This is a genomic window from Labrys okinawensis (assembly GCF_047345005.1).
GTDB lineage: Bacteria > Pseudomonadota > Alphaproteobacteria > Rhizobiales > Labraceae > Labrys > Labrys okinawensis.
On sequence record NZ_CP178864.1, the window covers coordinates 3988304 to 4006709 of the forward strand.

The following is an 18406-nucleotide window of genomic DNA, read 5'->3' on the forward strand; positions in this document are numbered from 1 at the left end:
TGTGGCCGCTGCCGGGGAACCCTCACCCCGCTCTATCAAGCGCCTGGTTGAAGTCCTCGATCAGATCCACCGAGTCCTCGATGCCGGCGGAGAAACGCAGCATGCCCTGCCGGATGCCCATGCCGAGGCGCTGGTCTTCCTCAAACCGCTGATGCGTCGTGGTAGAAGGGTGGGTGATCAGGCTCTTGGTGTCGCCCAGATTGTTGGAGATTCGGGTGATGCGCAGGGCGTTGGCCACTCTGAAGGCTGCCGCCTTGCCGCCCTTGATCTCGAAGGTCACCAGCGTGCCACCGGCCTTCATCTGGCGCCGGGCGAGTTCCATCTGCGGATGGTCGTGGCGGAAGGGATAGATAACGCGCTCGACCGCCCTGTGATCAGCAAGCGCATCCGCCACCCTGGCGGCGTTTTCGAGCTGGCGTTGCACGCGCAGTTCCAATGTCTCCAGCCCCTTGAGCATCACCCAGGCATTGAAGGGGGAGATCGAGGGGCCGGTCTGGCGCAGGTAGGTATGGACGTAGTCGGTGATGAACTTCTCCGAAGCCAGGATCACACCGGCGAGGCATCGGCCCTGCCCGTCGATATGCTTGGTGGCCGAATAGACCACGCAGTCGGCGCCGAGTTGCAGCGGGCTCTGCAGCAGGGGCGTGGCGAAGACATTGTCGACCACCAGCGTGGCGCCGGCACTCTTGGCGATCGTGGCGATGGCCGCAATATCGAGAATCTCGAGCGTGGGATTGGTAGGGCTTTCCAGGAAGAAGACTTTGGTCTCCGGCCGTACCGCCGCCTGCCACTGGTCGAGCTCGGTGCCGTCGACCAGGGTCGACTGGACACCAAAACGCGGCAGCAGTTCTTCAATGACATAGCGGCAGGAGCCGAAAAGCGCCTTGGCGGCGACGACGTGATCACCGGCCTTGAGCTGTCCGATCAGCGCGGCGGTGACGGCCGCCATGCCGGAGGCTGTGGCGCGCGCCGCCTCGGCGCCTTCCAGCTCCGCCATGCGCTGCTCGAACATCGCCACCGTCGGGTTGGAGAAGCGGCTGTAGATGAAGCCGACATCCTCGCCCTTGAAACGCGCCTCGGCCTGTTCGGCGGTCTCGTAGACGAAACCCTGCGTCAGGTACAAAGCCTCGGACGTCTCGCCATATTGCGAACGCAGCGTACCGGCATGGACGAGCCGGGTCGCCGGGCGCAATTCCCGGGTGGAGCGAGCGGTGGTGACATGTTTGGTCATCTGCGGCATCCCAATAGCCGCAAGTGGAGCCTTTCAGCTCTTTCCCACGGCCCCTTTAGCAAGTTGTTTTACGTGGCTGCAAGCCGGCCGGCCCAAATCCACCACGACGAAGGCTGTTGAGTAGACCCGCTGCCCCGTGGCGTCAATGGATCGTTTCGTCTAGCAAGGCGGGGAGCAGAAAAAAGCGAGACCCATGCACTCCCAAGGCATCCTGCCCTCCCAGGCGATTTCGGCCCTCGTCGAGAAGGGCGCCATCCGCATCGAACACCCTCTGGCGTCAGACCAGGTGCAACCGGCGAGCCTCGACTTGCGCCTGGGCACGAAGGCCTATCGCATGCGGGCGAGCTTCCTTCCGGGCCCGCGCGCTACGGTGGCCGAACGCATCGCCGACCTCGCTTTGCACGAGATCGACCTCACCAACGGGGCGGTGCTGGAGACAGGCTGCGTCTATATCGTGCCGCTGCTCGAAAGCCTCGCCATGCCGGAGGGGCTGCTCGCCTCCACCAATCCGAAGAGCTCGACCGGCCGTCTCGACGTCTTCACGCGCGTGATCACCGATCATGCCCGAGCTTTTGACCAGGTCGAGGCCGGCTATGACGGACCGCTCTATGCCGAGATCGGTCCCCGAACCTTCCCTGTGCTGGTGCGCACCGGCTCGCGCCTGTCGCAGATCCGCTTCCGCAGGGGCGAGGCGCGCATCGAGGACATGGCCCTGCGCGAATTACAGCGCCGCATGGGCCTGGTTTCAACGCCCGATCCGGATATCGCAGGCGGCGTCGCCGTCTCCGTGGATCTCACCGGCTTCAATGACGGCATTGTCGGCTTCCGTGCCAAGCGCCACACGGCCGTGATCGATGTCGACAAGCGCGGCGCCTGCGACATGCTCGACTTCTGGGAGCCGATTCCTCATCGCGGCAAGAACGACATGATCCTTGACCCGGACGAGTTCTACATCCTCGCCTCGAAGGAAGCCGTGCATGTGCCACCGGACTTCGCCGCTGAAATGGTGCCCTTCGATCCGCTGGTTGGAGAATTTCGCGTGCATTACGCCGGATTCTTCGATCCTGGCTTCGGCTATTCGCCCGACGGCATGGAAGCCGCTCGGGCCGTGCTGGAGGTGCGCTCGCGCGAAGTGCCCTTCATCGTCGAGGATGGACAGATCGTCGGGCGCCTGATCTATGAGAAGATGCTGGAGCGGCCCGGGATTCTCTATGGGGCCGGGCTCAACTCGAACTATCAGGGCCAGGCGCTGAAGCTCTCCAAGCATTTCAGATGAACCGTCGAGGAGGCGAGATCCATGAAGGCAGGCTACGCGATCGCCGCTCTCTCCTTGCTCCTTGCGACGCCGGCGGCGGCCCAGCAGGAGTGCATGCCGGGTGTGAGCTGCCACCAGATGGCAGAGGCTTCGGTGTCCTTCGGCATCGTGCGGGACTGCCCCGCCAATTTTATCATCAAGCCGGAAATGAAGTCGCGCTACGACGACATCATCCGTGCCCTGAAGGGCGCACCCGCGAAAAAGGGCGGCCAGCAGCTCTCGTCCAAGCGTCAGCCGGTGGCGCCGGGTTTATGCGACAACGTCGCCCGCAAGATACTCAAGGGTACGACGAACATCGAGTTTCTCGCGGTGAAGCCGGATGCTGCCGCTCGTTTGATGCCGAACGTGAAGTAGCGTGAAGTAGAGCGACGATCATCGCTACGCAGGGAGTGTCGATCACCGATCGCCATCTTCCTCCGCCGTCGACGCTCCATTTCAAGCTTGTCGATCGGTGATCGACACTCCAATCTTGCGTCACCCGTTTTGGTCAGGCCACCTAGCCACTTGATTGTTTGAGCGGCTCTGTTAGTCTGATGAATAACCAACAACAATGCGCATGGGCAGGTTATGCCATTTCAGGCGGTCGCCTCGCAGAGGCTGTTTCAGCAGGTGGCCGAGCAGATCGTCGGGCTGATCCGCTCGGGCGAATTGCCGCCCGGCACTCGCCTCCCTGCTGAACGCGACCTTTCCAAGAAGCTTGGCGTCAGCCGTCCTGTGGTGCGTGAAGCGATGATCGCGCTGGAAATCTCGGGCTTCGTCGAGGTGAAGACCGGCACGGGCAGCTATGTCTGTGATGGCACGCCGCGAGCAGACGATGTGGGTGATGCCGGCCCAAGTGCCTTCGAATTGCTCGCTGCACGCCGGAACATCGAGGGCGAGATCGCCGCCGTCGCCGCCGAGTCGGCCACGCCCGCGGACATCGAGCGCCTCGATGAAGCGTTGGCCTGGTATCGGCGCGAATACCTCAAGGGCGAGGACTCCTTTGAGGCCGACCGTGCCTTCCATCTCGGCGTGGCCGGGGCCACCGGCAATTCCGTCTATGTCCGCATGGTCGAACTTCTCTGGGGCGACATGCGCGGCCAGATCTTCTCGCGCCTCGGCGAACTCACCAAGAATTCCAAGAAGCTGCGTACCAACATGGCCGACCACGAGGCGATCCGAGATTGCATCGTGGCACGGGATGGCGTGGCCGCGCGGCGGGCGATGCAGAATCACATCGCCAATGTCGAAACCTATTTCCTGATGGATGCTGCGGAAGACGGCCAGTCAGGGCAGGTCAAGCGCGCCACGCGCGGAATAACGACACCCTAGACCGACAAAACACCAAACCTGGGAGGGTTTCATGACTTCATCCTTCACTCGACGTCAAGCGCTGGGCATGGGCGCCGGCCTGTTCACCCTTGGCGTGACCGGCGCCCGCGCGCAGGCACCGGCTCTGCCGAGTTCCCCCGTGACGCTCAACATCGTCGACGTCGCCGGCAACCTCGCCCTCACCCAGAAGGCGATCCAGAACTATGCCAAGGCCAAGACCAATCTCGTTTCTAAGATCAACTTCGCCAAGGCCCCTGCCCCGGAACTGCCAGGCAAGCTCAAGGCGCAGCAGGATGCGGGAAGCGTCGATATCGATCTGGTGCTCACCGGCACCGACGCCCTCTCGGCCGGCCTCGACCAAAAAATCTGGGTCCAGCTCCTGCCGGATCTTGCCGGTTCTCTGCCCAAGCTTGACGACATCCTGATCCCACCGGCTGCCAAGATGCAGGGCCTCGCCAGTGGAGCGGGCGTCGTCGTCTCCTACTATCCATCCGGTCCGCTGCTCGAATATGCGCCCGAGCGGGTGTCGAAGCCGCCAACCAGCGCCGAGGAACTGATGGCCTATGCCAAGGCCAACAAGGACCGTTTCTTCTATGCGCGTCCGGCCAATTCCGGCCCGGGCCGCACCTTCCTGATGGGACTGCCCTATATCCTCGGCGACGCCGACCCGAAGGATCCGGTCAAGGGCTGGGACAAGACCTGGGCCTATCTCAAGGAACTCGGGGAAAACATCGAATATTATCCCACCGGTACCGCCGCGGTGATGAAGGAGTTCGGCGAGGGCTCGCGCGACATCATCGTCTCCACTACCGGCTGGGACATCAATCCGCGCGTTCTTGGCGTGGTGCCGGAGAATGCCGCCATCGCCACGCTCAAAGGCTTCCACTGGGTGACGGACGCCCACTACGCCTGCATCCCCAAGGGCCTGGCGCCAGAGAAAATTGCCGTGCTGCTTGACCTGATCACCTTCATGCTCACGCCCGAACAGCAGGCCTACACCTATGACCAGGGCTATTTCTATCCCGGCCCTGCAGTGAAGAACGTCACGCTCGACATGGCGCCGCAGGACAGCCAGGACGCCATCAAGGGGTTCGGCCGGCCGGAATATGACAAGCTGATCGCCGACAATCCCACCGAACTGCCGCTCGTCCCAGCCCGGATGGTGCAGGCGTTCAACATCTGGGACAAGGAAGTCGGCGCCGCCAAGACCAAGTGAGGACACGACAAGGGCGAAAGCACCGCATGTCATCCCCTTCCCCCCGCTGCGCTCGGCCGGGGATGACAGTGCCTTGTTTTGACAAGATTTCTCGACGGCTGGGAGATACCCAGTCTCAACTTCCGCGCTCCATCTTCCGGTGGCTACCATGTCCGCGTTGAACACCTTCAAGACCCTGAAGCTCGATCGCGTGGGGCGCGATTTCGGCGCCATGAACGCCCTGAAGGACCTCTCCCTCGACGTCAAGCGCGGCGAGTTCATCGCCCTGCTTGGCCCTTCGGGCTGCGGCAAGTCGACTGCGCTGAACTGCATCGCCGGCCTCTTGCCTACGACTCGCGGCTCGATCTGGCTCGACGACAAGCGCATCGACACGCTCGGCCCGGAGGATCGCGGCTTTGGCATGGTATTCCAGAACTATGCGCTCTTCCCGCATATGAGCGTACGCGACAATGTCGGTTTCGGCCTGCGCATGCGTGGCGTGGCGCGCGAGGAGGCCGCCAAGCGCATCGATGCGGCGCTCGCAACCGTGCGCCTGTCGAACCAGGCGCAGAAGCTCCCGGGTCAAATGTCGGGCGGCCAGCAGCAGCGCGTCGCCATCGCCCGCGCCATCGCCATCGAACCGCCGCTGGTGCTGATGGATGAGCCCCTGTCGAACCTGGATGCCAAGCTCCGTCTCGAGATGCGCCAGGAGATCCGCCGCATCCACGCCGGCCTCGGGTCGATCACGCTTTATGTCACGCATGACCAGGACGAGGCACTCTCGCTGGCCGACCGTATCGTGGTACTGCGCGACGGCGAGATCCGCCAGATCGGCACGCCGGAGGAGCTTTATCAGCGCCCCGCGACCCTTGACGTCGCCGAATTCATGGGTTTCCGTAATCGCTTGCCCGGCGACATCGTCGGCACAATGGGCGACACCGTCTCACTGAATGTCGGAGGCGAGACGCTCGACGGTTCCGCAAGAGAGAACCTGGCCGGCGGGACAGCGGTCGCCGCCATCCGACCCGAGGATCTGCAGGCTGGCGAGCACGGCTTCCCGGCCGTCGTCGATATCTGCGAATATCGCGGCCATGCCTTCTTCGGCGCCGCCAAAGGCCCTGGCGGCAGCGAGGTGTTCTTCCGCTCCGCCAGTCGCATGAACCCCGGTGAGCAGGTGCGCCTCGCCGCCGATCCAGCCCGTGTGCTCGTGTTCAACGAGGCCGCGGCATGACCAGCCTCAGCACGCGAGTCCCCAACGACGCGAAAGTGGAAGTCGGCCTCAAGGCACGCCTTGCCGCACGCGGCATCGACGGCGTGACCCTGCTGGTCCTGCCGGCCGCGCTCTTCCTCCTCGCCCTCTTCATCTACCCCTTCTTCTACGGCCTCTGGCTATCCTTCCGCCCGAAGGATGGTTCCGTCTTCGGCAATTACATCACCTTCTTCAGTGATCCCGCGCTCTACGGCACCATCGCCACCACGTTGTGGATCTCCGTGCCCGTGACGGTGTTCAACCTGTTCGCCGCCATCCCGGTGGCCTTCCGGGTGCGGCTGATGCGCCACCAGCGCCTGCTCACCACCATACTGGTGCTGCCGATCACGCTCGGCACCGTGCTGGTGGCCGAGGGTCTTCTCAACTATCTCGGTCCTCAGGGCTGGTTCAACCGCGTGCTTGTCACCCTCGGCCTCGGCCAGGCCAGGCTCGTTCACAACTACTGGGGGGTCTTCCTTTCGCTCGTCATCACCGGCTTTCCCTTCACCTTCCTGCTGACGCTCTCCTATGTCACCGGCATCGACCCGGCGCTGGAGAATGCCGCCTCGACACTGGGGGCAAGGCCAGCCGCCCGATTCCGCTACATCTTCCTGCCGCTGCTGATCCCAGGGCTTGCGGTCACCTTCTGCCTGAGCTTCGTACAGGCCTTTTCGGTCTACCCTTCGGCGGTGATGCTGGGCGCACCGGCCGGGCCGACGAGGGTGATCACGATCCCCGCCTACCAGGCGGCGACCGAGCTCTACGACTACTCCATGGCCTCGGCGATCGCGATGATCATGGGAGCGATCCTGCTCGTCGTCATTACCATCGTGCTCGGGCTGAGGTCGCTGGCCTATCGCGGCCCGGCCGGCGGTGGAAAGGGCTGAAGCCGATGCAAGCATCCCGCCCGCTTACGGAGCGCCTGTGGGTTACGGCTGTCTGGGCCCTCACCATCTTCTTCGTCATCAACCTGATCGCGATCATCGCCACGGTGGTCGTGAGCTCCTTTGCCACGCGCTGGCTCGGCACCTGGCTGCCGGCAGGCTGGACCACGCGCTGGTACTCCTCGGCCTGGGATGAGTTCCAGCTTGGCGGCATCGGAGGCGTCCTCGCCGTCACCTTCGAGGCCGTGTTCGGGGTCGTGCTGCTCTCGGCCGTGCTGGGCATTCCCGCCGCCTATGCGTTGGCCAGACGCGACTTTCCGGGCAAGAAACTTGTGACGCTGCTCTTCCTGCTGCCCCTCCTGGTGCCACCGGTGACCTACGGCATCCCGCTCACCACCGTCCTCTACAAGGTCGGCCTCGGCAGCACGCTCGCAGGCGTCATCATCGCCAATCTCGTGCCGGCCCTGCCCTTCGTCATCCTGGTGATGATCCCCTTTATCGAGCAGATCGATCCGAGGCTCGAAGCCGCCGCCCGCGTTTTCGGCGCCCGCACCGCCTCGATCTTCCGGCATGTGCTGATCCCGCTGCTGCTGCCGGGCGCTCTGGCCGCCCTGCTCCTCGTCATGGTGCGCACCATCGCCATGTTCGAGCTCACTTTCCTCATCGCCGGGTCAGACAGCCAGACGCTGGTGGTCTCGCTCTATGCTGCCGTCACCGCCTCGGGCGTACGGGCGCCACAATCGATCGACGCGATGGCGGTGATCTACATGCTGAGCACGCTGATCTGGCTGGTGATCGCGCTGCGCTTCATCAATCCGACGCAGATGGTGACAAGGGTGAAGAAGCAACCGGCGCATTGAAGGGTGCTCGCTGCTTGCCGGGCCGATGCGGGCTACGGAAGCGAGCCGCGGCAAGAAGTTACAGACGGTAATGCGGATGAGACAAATCGATACAAATCGATGCGCTCGGGTCAAACGTCACTGACAAAGGCGATGCATCATCCTCCCATGATCTCGATGGCCAGGCTGCCAATCGTCGCTGGAAGGCCGTCGTGACATGGGTCTGTCGGAACTTGCGATCAGGCTCGACGCGTCATCGCACGGTGTAGGCCGTGTCGATCATCTGGAATGTCGTCAATGTTACGCAAAATCGTTCTTGCTTCCATCGCGGCGGCCGGCATGGCCCTCGCGGCGGCGCCCGCACAAGCCGGAGGATGGGTGGCTTGGGGCCACGGTTATCACGGTGGCTACTGGCACGGCGGATATTATGGCGGCTATTGGCATGGCGGCTATTACGGTCCTTGCTGCCGCGCGGGAGCTGTGGCCGCCGGTGTGGCTGTGGGAGCCGCTGCAGGCGTCGCGGCCGCAGCCGTTGGCCCCGCTTACGTAGCTCCGCCCGTCGTCTATGCACCGCCCCGCGTGGTGTATGTCGCGCCGCCCGTCGTCTATGGCGGGCCGGTCATCGTCTATGGGCGCTGAGATGTCCCGGCCCCGGACCGACAAAACGGGCCGGGGCCGCCATTCCTTTTGCTTCCTGGTCAATCGCATGTGCCGGCCATTGCGAGGCAACGTGGTTCACCGGCCCGCTCAACGTAGAACGGACCGCCAGCCTTACGCCTTGGTGGCCGTCGGCAGCGGTGCGGGCGGAGGCAGCAGCTTGCCGCGGATCAGGAGGTAGAGACTGCCGATTGCAAGGATCCCGATCACGATATTGGCAATGGCGAATAAGATCGGCGCCAGCACCAGCATGGGTTGGCTGCCACCCTCCGCTGCGAGGCGAACGACCGCCGTCGGCAGGGCGGCGATGCCGAAGCTGAAGCCCCAATAACCAGCCGAGAAGGGCTGCGCCATGATCCAGGGCAGCAGCCGCAGCAGGATAAGGCCCTGCAGAATGGCGTAGCCCACCAGCGCCATGGCGAAGACATCGCTGTGGCCACCACTGACATTCAGATAGGCGACCGCCCCAACCGCCGGCGGAGCCAGCTGGATGCCGAGACTCGGTCGCAGACGCTCGGCGAGGGTCGGCGCATGCAGCAGGCGATTGACCAGCACGGATTCGATCGCGAGCCAGGAGAACACGCCGCCGCCGAAGGCAAGCTGCCCCCAGTCGGGCCAGCCGAGGGCCGCGAGGGTCGAAGCCGTTACGAAACTGCCGGCGACCGTTGGCAGATAGAGGATGGCTGTTGCCGACGAAAGCTCGCGCCCGCCTCGCCACAGGCCGCCCGAGCGGTACACCGCGAACACAATCGCCCCCATGGCGCCCAATGTCCCCAGCAACAATGCAGCGCCGCGCGAATAAGGCAGAGCCGCCTGTGCCGTCAGCATTGTCGTCACCGGCGCGAGACCGATGAAGCAGCATTGGATGGCGTCCGCAAATTCGGCCCTCGCTTCGGGCGAGGCGAACAGCCATTTGGCGGCGAACAGCACGATCATCAACGCCCACACAACGGCGCCTACGGCCAGGATGGCCTCCGATATGCTCGGTGGCAACTGCCAAAGCTTCTCGGCTCCCCGCCACAAAAGACCGAGCGCGAGAAGTCCGAGGGGAATGCCGAAGAAGGCGGCCGGCGGGTAACGGAAGTTGGCAGGTGTCATCGGTCGCTCCCAGATCTCTCCTTGATTGTGCCCAGTATCATAGCCGAATAAGGCAGTCCGATACCTCGCTGCGCGGCGCAATAGTCTAGCTGGGCGGATCAGGTTGGAGGCTGTGATGGACGAGAAGACAGATGCGTTCGCGGGCCTGGCGCCTCTCCTGCGGGTGCGACCGCAATTGCAGCAACTCTCCAGCTTCGGCGCGCAATGGGCATCCTGGCACGACCACGAGGAACAGGGTTGGGCGCCCTTTCATATCGTCAGCCATGGCGGCTGCCTCCTCGATGTCGGCGAGCAGCATGGCATCCTGCTGGAGGTAGGCGATGTCGCCATCCTGCCCCATAGCGGCCAGCACAATGTACGCTCGCTGCAGGTCGGCACCGACAGGCCGCAGCCGAAAGCAGTGGTGAAACCCAGACGCGCCTATAGCGGCTTGACCATGCGCAGCGTCTCCACCGCAAAGCCGTTCTTCTCATAGAAGCGCCGCCCTCGGCCATTGCTCGCGAAGACATCGAGCGACAAGGCCGCATAGCCCTTTGCCCGGGCCCAGGCTTCCGCGCCATCCAGCAGCAACCGGGCAACACCCCGTCCCTCCGCCGCCTCGACAACAGCCAGCAGCGCGACATAGCCGATGCTCCTGCCGGTAATGCCATCGGGGCCGGGCAGAGCATGCAGGAAGCCGAGCCGCTCGCCGCCATCGCCTTCAGCGATCAGGGTCAGCGAATCTGGCGGAGGATCCTTGAGATTGGCGGCCGAATAGGCGTCCTGGAATGCCACGATATCATCGGCCTCGTGCAGGCTGGTCTCGATCACGCCCGCAAGGCGGCTGCTGAGGCCGAGCATGAAGCCCGTGTCCTCTTCGCCGGCCGCCCCGCGGATGCGTGCGCTCATCAGCGATAGGCCGCGGCGATGCCGAGGAAATCGGCCGCCTTAAGCGAGGCGCCGCCGACCAAGGCGCCGTCGACGTTGTCGACGCCCATCAATTCGGCCGCATTGCTTGGCTTGCAGGAGCCGCCATAGAGGATGCGAACGTTGTGGCCCTCCTCGCCAAGCGCGGCAATGAGCTTGGATCGGATGAAATCATGCACTTCCTTGATGTCGCCGGTGGTCGGCGTCAGGCCGGTGCCGATGGCCCAGACCGGCTCGTAGGCGATGACCACATTGGCCCCGGTGGCACCGGGCGGAAGGGAGCCCGCGAGCTGTACGTCGACGACTTCGAGCGCCTTGCCCGATTCGCGCTCGGCCCGGGTCTCGCCGATGCAAATGATGGCGGTGATGCCGGCGCGCTGCGCCGCTTCGGCCTTCGCCTTCACATCGGCGTCGGTCTCGCCGTGATCGGTGCGTCGCTCGGAATGGCCGACAATGACATAGCTCGCGCCGCAATCCTTGAGCATCTCGGCGGAAATGTCACCGGTATGGGCACCCGACGGCTTGGCATGGCAGTCCTGCGCGCCAATCTTGATGTGCTGGCCGGCAGCAGCCGCAGCAAAGCGGGCAATCAGAGTGAAGGGCGGGCAGATCAGCGTCTCGGCATGGCCGGCGCCGCCACCGGCGATGCCGGAGGCAATGGCTTCAAGCTCACCGACTCCCTTGAGGAGACCGTTCATCTTCCAATTGCCCGCAATGAGCGGGCGCGGCCGCGTCGCAGTCATGCTCTCTATCCTTCCTTGTCGAGTGGTTGCGGGTGATTATCAACCTGCCCGGGTCTGAGCAAGACGTTGGGGGCATATCGCGGCGGGATCCGCAGGAAACCCGCAGCCGGAATGTCAAAGGCGCTGTGCAGAGGTTACAAGAAACACATGCGCCCACCATTGCGACGCCACGCCCTCATCCCTATGATGCGCCGCTTTTCTGGGGAGGCTGCCGGCCGCTCCCGCCTGATGGAACCAAGACACCTATGCTGAGCTCATTCCGCAATGTTATGACCAAGGGACCAGCCAAGATCGTCACGGCTGTGATCATGTTTCTCTTGATCGGAAGCTTCGGCTTGTGGGGTGTCGAGGGCTGGCTCCATGGCAACACCTCCACCGATGTCGCCACTGTCGGCGGCACGCCGATTTCAGGCAATGCCTTCAGCGATGCCTATCGACGCCGCACGACCATGATCACCCAGGCCACCGGCCAGGCGGTGACGCCCGATGTCGCGCGAAGCCTGCAGATCGACAGGCAGGTGCTGAATTCGCTGGTCGCCGACACCGCTCTCGACGTACAGGCCAAGAAGCTCCACCTCGGCCTCGATCAGGCTGCGATGGTCCAGGCCGTGATGAATGACCCGAATTTCCAGATCAGCCAACCCGGCAAGCCACCCGTTTTCGATGCCACCAGCTTCCGCCGCCTGCTGCAGGACAACGGGCTAAACGAGGGCATGTTCTTCGCGCAGCAGCACGAGTTCTACCTTCGAGGCCAGATGAACGAGGCTTTCGCCGTCGGTGGCCCGGTGTCCCAGACCATGCTGCAGGCCGCTGCCCGCTTTACCCAGGAGAAGCGCAACATCTCCTATTTCGCTTTGCCGCAGAGCTCTGTTGGCGATGTCGGCCAGCCGGACGCCGCCACCCTGCAGAGCTACTATGACGAGCACAAGGGCCAGTTCCGCACGAAGGAACTGCGCAGCCTCACCTATCTGCTGGTCAACCCCGCGCAGATCGCTTCCGCCGCGACCGTGACGGACGCCGATGTCCAGGCCCGCCTCGCCACCGAGAATGACAAGGGCGCCGGCCTCGAGCAGCGCACTGTCGAGCAGATCGCTTTCCCTTCGCTGGATGAGGCCAAGGCCGCGGCAGCGCGGATCGCGTCCGGCCAGATCACCTTCGAGGGACTGGTGGCCGAGCGCAAGCTGGCGCCCGAGGACACTGAACTCGGAACCGTCACCAGATCGCGACTCACGGACTCCAAGATCGCCGACGCGGCGTTCGGCCTCGCGGAAGGGGCCACCTCCGGCGCCGTGCAGGGCACGCTCACCAATGTCATCGTGAAGGTCACCAAGGTGGTCACGCCTCAGGATGTAGCGCGCGCCGAACTGCTGCAGCAGCGGGCGCAGGAAGCGCTGAGGAACCTGCGCGATACCATTGAGGACGAGCGCATGGGCGGCACTCCGCTCAAGGATATCGCGACCAAGCTGAAGCTGCAGGCCGTGAGCGTGCCCCCAGTCGATGCGCAGGGTCTCGATGCCACGGGCAAGCAGATCGAGGTTCCACTGGCAACGCAGGTGCTTCCCGCCTTGTTCAAGACCGAGCAGGGCTCGGATCCCGAAGCGATCGATGGCCGCGACCAGGGCCTGATGTGGTTCTCGATCGACAATGTCGTGCCCTCGCGGGACCGCACACTCGACGAAGCCAAGGCCGATGTCATCGCCGCCTGGAGCGTCGACGAAAAGGCCAACAGGCTTCGCCAGAAGGCAGACGATCTCGTCAAGCAGATGAATGGCGGCAAGACCCTGGAAGACATGGCCAAGAGCGTGAATGCACAGATCATGCCGGCCTGGGACCTCATTCGCAGCGGCCAGAATGCCCCCGTGCCGCCAGCGACCGTCAGCGCCGTCTTTGCCACGCCGCTGAAGGGCTTCGGCTCCTCCATGGCCGCCAACGGCACAGATCGCCTGATCTTCCACGTCGAGGACAATGTGATCCCCGAGCTCGATCCGAAAGCCGACCAGACGGTCGCTACCGGCAAGCAGCTCACTGCAGCCATCGGCCAGGACCTGATCACGGAATATGTCGCCAAGGTCCAGGATCAGCTCGGTGTGACCATCAACCAGACCAATGTCGACCGCGTCGTCGGCACCCGTAGCTTCTGAGCCCTGTCCATGCTTCTCGAACCGTCCTCCGAAGCCTTCTCGGCTGACTATGCCGCGGGCAAGGCTCAGATCGTCACGCTGACCTTGGTCGGCGATTTGGAAACACCGGTCTCCGCTTTCATGAAGCTGGCCGGCGACCGCCCCAACGCTTTCCTGCTCGAATCGGTGGAAGGCGGCGCCACGCGTGGGCGCTACTCGATGATCGGCCTCGAGCCCGATCTGATCTGGCGCTGCCAGAACGGTAAGGCCTCGATAAACCGGCACGTCTCGACCGATGTGTTCGAGCCGCTGGAGGGCCATCCCCTGCAGACGCTGCGCGACCTCATCGCCGAAAGCCGCATCGAACTGCCCGAGGGCGCCCCGCCCATGGCAGCGGGCCTCTTCGGCTATCTCGGCTATGACATGGTGCGCCTCGTCGAGGAACTGCCTGCCGACAAGCCCGATCCCATCGGCATCCCCGACGCGATCCTGATGCGCCCGACCGTAATGGTGGTGTTCGACGCTGTACGCGACGCCATCACGGCGGTAACGCCGGTGCGCCCGCAGCAGGGCGTTACCGCCAGGCAGGCCTTCCTGAGGGCCGAGGAGCGGCTGATGGCCATCGTCGACGGCCTCGACCGCCCGACACCCAAGCTCGCCGAGACCATCGACCTCGACGGCCTGCACGCTGCGCAGATCTCCAACACCAGCGAGGCCGATTATCTCGCCATGGTGGGACGCGCCAAGGAGTACATCAAGGCCGGCGACATCTTCCAGGTGGTGCTGTCGCAACGCTTCTCGGCGCCTTTCCAGCTGCCGCCCTTCTCGCTCTACCGCGCTCTGCGCCGCATCAACCCAGCGCCCTTCCTGGTCTATCTGCAGCTCAACGGCTTCTCGGTGGTCTGCTCAAGCCCGGAGATCCTGGTGCGCCTTCGCGACGGCAAGGTCACGGTGCGCCCGATCGCCGGTACGCGCCCACGCGGCAAGAGCAAGGCCGAGGATGATGCATTCGCGGCTTCGCTGCTCAACGACCCCAAGGAACTTGCCGAGCACCTCATGCTGCTCGACCTCGGCCGCAACGATGTCGGCCATGTCGCTGCGGTGGGTACGGTGAACGTCACCGACCGCTTTTTCATCGAGCGCTACAGCCACGTCATGCATATCGTCTCGAATGTCGAGGGCCGGATCGGCTCCGGCCATGATGCCCTTGACGCTCTGGCCGCCGGTTTTCCGGCCGGCACGGTCTCGGGCGCACCGAAGGTGCGCGCAATGCAGATCATCGACGAGCTCGAAAAAGACAAGCGTGGCCTCTATGCTGGCGCCATCGGCTATTTCGGCGCCGACGGCCAGATGGACACCTGCATCGTGCTGCGCACCGCCTTGGTGAAGGACGGTGCAATGCATGTCCAGGCCGGCGCCGGCATCGTCTATGACAGCGTGCCCGCCAGCGAGCAGGCCGAATGCATCAACAAGGCCAAGGCCTTGTTCCGCGCCGCCGAGGAAGCAGTGCGGTTTGCGGGGCAGCCGGGACGCGGGCAGTGACCTGGGAGTGCGGGCGTCCCTGCCACAGGCGCTAACTTTGCTGACTAAGGAGCAGGATCGGAGTGTCGATCACTGATCGACAATCTTGGAAACGGTGCGCTTTGTCCGGAAATGAAGATGGCGATCGGTGATCGCCACTCCGCGTTTCTACCGCCTCGCAACGCAAAGTTAGTCAGCGCGTCTTACTTTCAGATAGAATCACCAAGAATCGCAAAACGCTTTTGATACCAGTGAGTTAATTTCGAAATCCGTTTCTATCCGAACGCATTTTGCTCTAGTGCCTATGGGCGTCCCTGCAGTCTCACACTTGTTGTATCGGCCCCGGATATCGGGCGACAACTTCGTCGCTAGTGAGCAGCTGAATTCCTTCGGCCATAGCCTGCGCGATCAGGATGCGATCGAAAGGATCCTTGTGGATTGCTGGCAAAGCATCGATCGTTACCGCATGTTCGCTCGTGACGGCGAGCTCGGCATAGCCGTTGTCCAGCAGGCCGCGGCGAAGCAGCCGAACATCGACCCGAAAATCGGGGCGGCCCAATCCGCTCTTGATGGCGACTTCCCAGATGCTGGCGGCGCTGAATATCAGTTCGTTTTCGGGGTCCTCCAGCAGTTCGGCGGCCCCAGGAGAGAGACGCCCCGGGGAGCTGGCAGCCCATAGCAACAAATGGGTGTCGACAAGATATTTCATGCTTCCCCGCCAAAGAGCACCTCGATATCGGCTTGCCCAATCCGGTCGAAATCGTCAGGCACTGCAAACTGATCGCGGAGGAAGCCGAGGCGCCGCTTCTGCCCTGCCTGCGGCCCCTCCAACGCCATGACCTTGACCATGGGCTTTCCGGCCTTGGCGATCACGAAAGGCTCACCCGCGGCAGCCTGTTCGACGAGTCGCGACAGATGCGTTTTCGCCTCGTGGATATTAACCGTCCGCATGTTGCCGCTCCTAGACTAAGTCTAGTTAGCTTAGTCTGTATTCAATGATGGGACAAGCTTGACCCGGAGCCGGTTCCCCCATATTGCCGCAGCCACGATGCCAGCGCCGATATCTCTCCGCAATTCACCCCATTCGAAGATCGCGCGCCATGCATAGATGGCCCGGTTCCACGCGCTCGGCGCTACTCACCATCGCCGCCGCCTACGTTGTGCTGCTCGCCGATTTCTATTTCTGGGGCCTGCCGGATGGAGAGCAGATCGCCGTCCTGCTCCTCAGCATCTTCATTCCGGCGATTGGCGCCGCCTATGGCATCTTCTTCTTCCACTGGCTGTTCGAGAGCGGGCGGGCAGGCACCAACTATGGAGCCGACTACAGTTTCGGCATCTGGCTGATTTCGTCGCTCGTCTCGATCGTCTATATGGGTGTCTTCGCAGGCTTTGCCGTGCTGGTCCCCTATACGATCACGCTGTTGCCCGACCTCTTTCCCACTGCTGCCAGGGCCTTTGCGGCGCGCATGATCGGCGCCACCGCCTATTTCGAGCCCTTCCTGTGGCGCAGCATCGGCATGTTCATCATCCTGGAGATCTTCGCCTGTGCCTACGGCAAGCAGGAAGGTATGCGAGGGCTAGGTTCCGAACGACCTGGAATGCCTCCTCCTTCCGACACTTCGCCGTAGCGCTTGACCCCGTGCCTCCACGCGCATAGTCGTGTTTGCTCCAAAGGAGGCCAGTGCCGTGACGACGACAGACCGTTCCATGACCGTGACGCTGATCGACAATTATGACAGCTTCACCTGGAACCTCTGGCATTATCTCGGCCAGCTGGGGTGCAAGGTCACGGTCTATCGCAACGACAAGATCAGCGCGGATGAGGTCATCGCCGGCAATCCCGATGCCATCGTGCTCTCGCCCGGCCCCTGCACGCCCACCGAAGCCGGCATCTGCTGCGAACTGATCGAGAAGGCGCAGGACAAGATTCCGCTCTTCGGCGTCTGCCTCGGCCACCAGGCCATCGGCCAGGTGTTCGGTGGCGATGTCGTGCGCCTCGCGGTGCCCATGCATGGCAAAATCTCCTCGATCGAACACACAGGCCGCGGCGTGTTTCGTGGCATCAACGGGCCCTTCATGGGCACGCGTTATCACTCGCTGATCGTCAAGCGCGAGAGCCTGCCGCTCGATCTCGAGATCACCGCCGAGACGGATGGCGGCGTGATCATGGGTGTGCAGCACAAGAGCGCGCCCCTGCACGGGGTACAGTTCCACCCCGAGTCGATCATGTCCGACCATGGCCATCGCATTCTCCAGAATTTCCTGGACATCGCGGCCGCCTGGAATGTGCAACATCGCGTCACGCAGCCCGAGCACGCCTGATGGACGGCTTCAAACCCTATATCGGCAAGGCCGCTGCAGGCGCCTTGTCGCGGCAGGAGGCGGCCGAAGCCTTCGACCTGCTTCTTTCGGGCCAGGCGACGCCCTCCCAGATCGGCGGCTTCCTCATGGCCTTGCGCGTACGTGGGGAAACGCCGGACGAGATCACCGGGGCGGTCACCGCCATGCGCTCCAAGATGCTGCCTGTGACGGCACCTGATGATGCCATCGACATCGTCGGCACGGGGGGTGATGCCTCCGGCTCCTACAATGTCTCGACGGCTGCCTCGCTCATCGTCGCGGGGGCGGGGGTGAAGGTCGCCAAGCATGGCAATCGCGCCCTCTCCTCCAAATCCGGTGCGGCGGACGTGCTGGTGGCGCTCGGCGTGAATATCGAGCTGAAACCCGAGGCGATCGCCCGCTGCATCGATCTTGCCGGTGTCGGCTTCATGTTCGCGCCCGCCCATCACGGCGCCATGCGGCATGTCGGGCCTACGCGCGTCGAGCTCGGCACCCGCACGGTGTTCAACCTGCTCGGCCCGCTTTCCAATCCCGCCGGGGTGAAGCGGCAATTGCTCGGCGTCTACGCCCGCAACTGGCTTCAGCCGATGGTGGAGGTGCTGAAGACGCTCGGCTCGACCCGCATTATCGCCGTGCATGGCAGCGACGGGCTCGACGAAATCACCACTACGGGCCCTACGGAGATCGTTTCGCTGGAGAATGGCGAGATCACGCACGGCAGCATCACGCCCGACGAAATCGGTCTGAGGGTAGCGAAGCCCGAGGATCTCAAGGGCGGGGATGCCGCCCACAACGCCGTCGCCCTGCGTGCCGTGCTGGAAGGCGAGAAGACGCCCTACCGCGACATTGCCATTCTCAACGCAGCAGCCGCTCTCCTCGTCGCCGGCAAGGCGAGGAACCTTGCCGAAGGCGCTGAACTCGCACGTGAATCCATCGACAAGAGCAAGGCTCTTGCAACCCTCGGCCGCCTGGTCGAGGTTTCCAATATGTGAGCGCC

20 protein-coding genes and 1 riboswitch are annotated in these 18406 nt (G+C 63.6%); of the genes, 14 read left to right on the top strand and 6 right to left on the bottom strand.

Features of this window, described 5'->3' with window-relative positions:
- Nucleotides 1–22: 22 nt before the first annotated feature.
- Nucleotides 23–1231, bottom strand: coding sequence for an O-succinylhomoserine sulfhydrylase (locus ACMDCR_RS18700; RefSeq protein ID WP_413988053.1), 1209 nt, complete (start codon nt 1229–1231; stop codon nt 23–25).
- A 34-nt stretch (nt 1232–1265) separates the two neighbouring features.
- A riboswitch (SAM riboswitch) is annotated at nt 1266–1346 on the bottom strand.
- A gap of 78 nt (nt 1347–1424) precedes the next feature.
- Here ACMDCR_RS18700 and ACMDCR_RS18705 point away from each other — a divergent pair.
- The 8 genes from ACMDCR_RS18705 (at nt 1425) to ACMDCR_RS18740 (ending at nt 8663) form a co-directional block, all read left to right on the top strand.
- On the top strand, nt 1425–2507 hold the full coding sequence (locus tag ACMDCR_RS18705) for a 2'-deoxycytidine 5'-triphosphate deaminase (protein WP_413988054.1): 1083 nt from the start codon (nt 1425–1427) through the stop codon (nt 2505–2507).
- Nucleotides 2508–2528: 21 nt separating this feature from the next.
- Nucleotides 2529–2900: a hypothetical protein gene (locus ACMDCR_RS18710; protein WP_413988055.1), complete on the top strand. Its 372-nt coding sequence runs from the start codon at nt 2529–2531 to the stop codon at nt 2898–2900.
- A 213-nt stretch (nt 2901–3113) separates the two neighbouring features.
- Nucleotides 3114–3857 carry a FadR/GntR family transcriptional regulator gene (locus tag ACMDCR_RS18715; protein WP_413988056.1) on the top strand — a complete coding sequence of 248 codons (744 nt, stop codon included), beginning with the start codon at nt 3114–3116 and terminating at the stop codon, nt 3855–3857.
- A 31-nt stretch (nt 3858–3888) separates the two neighbouring features.
- Nucleotides 3889–5073 carry an extracellular solute-binding protein gene (locus ACMDCR_RS18720; RefSeq protein ID WP_413988057.1) on the top strand — a complete coding sequence of 395 codons (1185 nt, stop codon included), beginning with the start codon at nt 3889–3891 and terminating at the stop codon, nt 5071–5073.
- Between the two features lie 148 nt (nt 5074–5221).
- Nucleotides 5222–6283: an ABC transporter ATP-binding protein gene (locus ACMDCR_RS18725; RefSeq protein ID WP_413988058.1), complete on the top strand. Its 1062-nt coding sequence runs from the start codon at nt 5222–5224 to the stop codon at nt 6281–6283.
- Nucleotides 6280–7188: an ABC transporter permease gene (locus ACMDCR_RS18730; protein WP_413988059.1), complete on the top strand. Its 909-nt coding sequence runs from the start codon at nt 6280–6282 to the stop codon at nt 7186–7188. Before ACMDCR_RS18725 ends, ACMDCR_RS18730 begins: the two co-directional genes overlap by 4 nt.
- Nucleotides 7189–7193: 5 nt before the next feature.
- Nucleotides 7194–8045 carry an ABC transporter permease gene (locus ACMDCR_RS18735; protein ID WP_413988060.1) on the top strand — a complete coding sequence of 284 codons (852 nt, stop codon included), beginning with the start codon at nt 7194–7196 and terminating at the stop codon, nt 8043–8045.
- Nucleotides 8046–8321: 276 nt separating this feature from the next.
- Entirely contained in the window at nt 8322–8663 is a 342-nt protein-coding gene (locus ACMDCR_RS18740; RefSeq protein ID WP_413988061.1) for a hypothetical protein, read from the top strand.
- Nucleotides 8664–8795: 132 nt separating this feature from the next.
- On the opposite strand, the gene tehA is transcribed toward ACMDCR_RS18740, so the two are convergent.
- The gene (tehA, locus tag ACMDCR_RS18745; RefSeq protein WP_413988062.1) at nt 8796–9779 is read right to left on the bottom strand and encodes a dicarboxylate transporter/tellurite-resistance protein TehA; all 984 of its coding nucleotides are present in this window, start codon (nt 9777–9779) and stop codon (nt 8796–8798) included.
- Nucleotides 9780–9894: 115 nt separating this feature from the next.
- On the opposite strand from tehA, the gene ACMDCR_RS18750 reads away from it, so the two are divergent.
- Nucleotides 9895–10254, top strand: a complete 360-nt coding sequence (locus ACMDCR_RS18750; RefSeq protein ID WP_413988063.1) for a cupin domain-containing protein — start codon at nt 9895–9897, stop codon at nt 10252–10254.
- On the opposite strand, the gene ACMDCR_RS18755 is transcribed toward ACMDCR_RS18750, so the two are convergent.
- Entirely contained in the window at nt 10200–10667 is a 468-nt protein-coding gene (locus ACMDCR_RS18755) for a GNAT family N-acetyltransferase (protein ID WP_413988064.1), read from the bottom strand. The genes ACMDCR_RS18750 and ACMDCR_RS18755 overlap by 55 nt on opposite strands.
- Nucleotides 10667–11428: a triose-phosphate isomerase gene (tpiA, locus tag ACMDCR_RS18760; RefSeq protein ID WP_413988065.1), complete on the bottom strand. Its 762-nt coding sequence runs from the start codon at nt 11426–11428 to the stop codon at nt 10667–10669. The genes ACMDCR_RS18755 and tpiA overlap by 1 nt, the downstream gene beginning before the upstream one ends.
- Nucleotides 11429–11673: 245 nt before the next feature.
- Between tpiA and ACMDCR_RS18765 the strand changes: the two genes are divergently transcribed.
- Both ACMDCR_RS18765 and trpE read left to right on the top strand, forming a co-directional pair.
- Nucleotides 11674–13569, top strand: a complete 1896-nt coding sequence (locus ACMDCR_RS18765) for a peptidylprolyl isomerase (protein ID WP_413988066.1) — start codon at nt 11674–11676, stop codon at nt 13567–13569.
- A gap of 9 nt (nt 13570–13578) precedes the next feature.
- A complete protein-coding gene (gene trpE, locus ACMDCR_RS18770; protein ID WP_413988067.1) occupies nt 13579–15090 on the top strand; it encodes an anthranilate synthase component I in 1512 nt (503 codons plus the stop codon).
- Between the two features lie 301 nt (nt 15091–15391).
- On the opposite strand, the gene ACMDCR_RS18775 is transcribed toward trpE, so the two are convergent.
- Both ACMDCR_RS18775 and ACMDCR_RS18780 read right to left on the bottom strand, forming a co-directional pair.
- Entirely contained in the window at nt 15392–15778 is a 387-nt protein-coding gene (locus tag ACMDCR_RS18775) for a type II toxin-antitoxin system VapC family toxin (RefSeq protein WP_413988068.1), read from the bottom strand.
- Nucleotides 15775–16020: a type II toxin-antitoxin system Phd/YefM family antitoxin gene (locus tag ACMDCR_RS18780; protein WP_413988069.1), complete on the bottom strand. Its 246-nt coding sequence runs from the start codon at nt 16018–16020 to the stop codon at nt 15775–15777. Before ACMDCR_RS18780 ends, ACMDCR_RS18775 begins: the two co-directional genes overlap by 4 nt.
- A 149-nt stretch (nt 16021–16169) precedes the next feature.
- On the opposite strand from ACMDCR_RS18780, the gene ACMDCR_RS18785 reads away from it, so the two are divergent.
- The 3 genes from ACMDCR_RS18785 to trpD all read left to right on the top strand — a co-directional run bounded on the left by ACMDCR_RS18785 (nt 16170) and on the right by trpD (nt 18401).
- Entirely contained in the window at nt 16170–16697 is a 528-nt protein-coding gene (locus ACMDCR_RS18785; RefSeq protein ID WP_413988070.1) for a hypothetical protein, read from the top strand.
- Between the two features lie 79 nt (nt 16698–16776).
- Entirely contained in the window at nt 16777–17391 is a 615-nt protein-coding gene (locus ACMDCR_RS18790; RefSeq protein WP_413993664.1) for an anthranilate synthase component II, read from the top strand.
- Complete coding sequence (trpD, locus tag ACMDCR_RS18795) at nt 17391–18401, top strand: anthranilate phosphoribosyltransferase (protein ID WP_413988071.1); 1011 nt, start codon at nt 17391–17393, stop codon at nt 18399–18401. The genes ACMDCR_RS18790 and trpD overlap by 1 nt, the downstream gene beginning before the upstream one ends.
- Nucleotides 18402–18406 lie beyond the last annotated feature (5 nt).